At 67.3% G+C, this 1,921-nt stretch carries 2 protein-coding genes; both read left to right on the top strand.

Annotated elements, in window-relative coordinates; genetic code table 11:
- The first annotated feature begins 86 nt into the window (after window positions 1–86).
- On the top strand, window positions 87–698 hold the full coding sequence (locus AB1609_22660) for a hypothetical protein (protein ID MEW6049237.1): 612 nt from the start codon (window positions 87–89) through the stop codon (window positions 696–698).
- Between the two features lie 20 nt (window positions 699–718).
- Window positions 719–1,921: nitrous oxide reductase family maturation protein NosD (gene nosD, locus AB1609_22655; GenBank protein MEW6049236.1), on the top strand; the 1,203-nt coding region annotated here is incomplete at its 3' end.

The following is a 1,921-nucleotide window of genomic DNA, read 5'->3' as shown; positions in this document are numbered from 1 at the left end:
CCGGGGACCGACCGACCGTCAGTCGGTCCCGGATACAGGCCGGCACGCGCGGAGAAGGGTGGCCGTAAGGAGGCGTGCTTCAGCCGATGCGGCAATGGCTTTTCGCCGGAGAACTGGGTCAGAAGGGCCGGCTGTTGATGCTGGCCGCGGCCATGCTGGTCGCGCTGTCGTTTCTGGGGCCGCTGTGGTCGTTGAGCCTGGGCGCACCCCAGTACCCGGAGGGCCTGAAGGTGCACGTGTACGCCCACAAGCTGGGCGGGCGGGTGGACATCGTCAACTCCCTCAACCACTACATCGGGATGCGGCCGATCCGGGAGGAGGACTTCGCCGAGTTTGACTACCTGCCCCGCATCTTCGGCGCCATGGGCGCGCTCATGCTGCTGGGCGCCATCATCGGGCGGCGGTGGGTGGCGGGCCTCGTCCTGGTGGTGACGCCGTCGCTCTTGCTGCTCCTGTACGACCTGCGGCGCTGGCTCCACCAGTTCGGCCACGACCTCGACCCCCGGGCGCCCATCCGGATTGCCCCTTTCACGCCACCGATGGTGGGGTGGAACCGGCTGGCCAACTTCGTTACCTTCAGCTATTTCAACTGGGGGACGCTTTTGGTGCTGGCTGCCATTGGCCTGGTCGTGTACGCGGTTGTGGTCACAAGGCCGGCCCGGGCCCCCCGGACCGTCCCCGAAGGGGTCAAAGCGTGAGGGACGGGAGGCATGCGGGCGTGCCAGGGCGGGCCGCCGCTGCGCTGGGGCTCGTGCTGGCCGCGGCGGTGGGAGCCCGCGCGGCAGTGCTGCGCGCCGGCTCCCCGGAGTATCCGACCGTCTCCGCGGCGCTGGGGGCGGCCCGGGACGGCGACACCGTCCTGGTCGAACCCGGCGTCTTTTCCGAGCGTATCGTCATCGACAAGGCGGTCGTGCTCGAGGGGAGCCCGGGCGCCGTCATCGACGGCGGGCGGGACGGCGACGTGGTGACCATACGGGCAAGCGGGGCGACGGTGCGGGGCCTGACCGTCCGCGGCAGCGGGCGCAGGCTGTGGCGGGACGAGTCGGGGATCAAGGTCCTGGGTCACAGCAACGTGATTGAGTCCAACACCCTCCAGGGGGTGTTGTTCGGCATTCACGTGTGGGGCGGCAACGGCAACGTCATCCGGGCGAACCGCATCGAAGGGCTTGCGGAACTCATCGAGCACGACAGGGGGGATGGCATTCGCCTTTACAACACGAACCACAACGTGGTAGAGCACAACTCCATCGTCACCCCGCGGGACGGCATCTACGTGGAGTTTGCCTCCCACAACCGCATCGCGTTCAACCGGATCGAGCGGGGGCGCATCGGGCTTCACTACATGTTCTCGGACGACAACGTCTTTGAGGAAAACGTCTTCGTTGGCAACGGCGTCGCGTCCGCCATCATGTACTCCAAGCGGTTGGTGGTGCGGCGCAACGTGTTTGCCAAGAGCTACGGGTACGGAGCGTACGGGCTTTTCCTCAAGGACGCCGACTCCGCCCTGGTGGAGGACAACCTGGTGCTCGCCAACGAGACCGGGCTGTCACTGGACTTTGCGGTACGCTGCACGCTCCGCGGCAACTACGTCGCCGCCAATGAGGTCGCTGCCCGCATTCTGGCCAGCTCCCGGGACAACGTCTTCGTCGACAACACGTTCGTCGCCAACGGCGACGGCGTGTATTTGAGCCCGGGGCGCCACGACCAGCGCTGGGACGACGGGCAGGGTCGCGGCAACTACTGGAGCAGCTACCGGGGTTACGACCTCAACCAGGACGGGATCGGGGACGTCCCATACGACGCCAGCGAGGTGTTCGGCCACCTGGTCGAGTCTTACCCCGAACTGAAGGTGTTCTTCCAGAGCCCGGCAGTTGCCGCCATCGCGATGGCCGAACAGGCCTTTCCCCTGCTGGACCGGCCG

This window comes from Bacillota bacterium (assembly GCA_040754675.1).
In the GTDB taxonomy this organism is placed as follows: domain Bacteria; phylum Bacillota; class Limnochordia; order Limnochordales; family Geochordaceae; genus Geochorda.
This window is presented reverse-complemented; position numbering and strand designations above follow the sequence as displayed.

Bases quoted from the DNA above. Each gene is read 5' to 3' on its own strand.
- AB1609_22660 (MEW6049237.1), top strand. From the start codon at position 87: ATGCGGCAATGGCTTTTCGCCGGAGAACTGGGTCAGAAGGGCCGGCTG.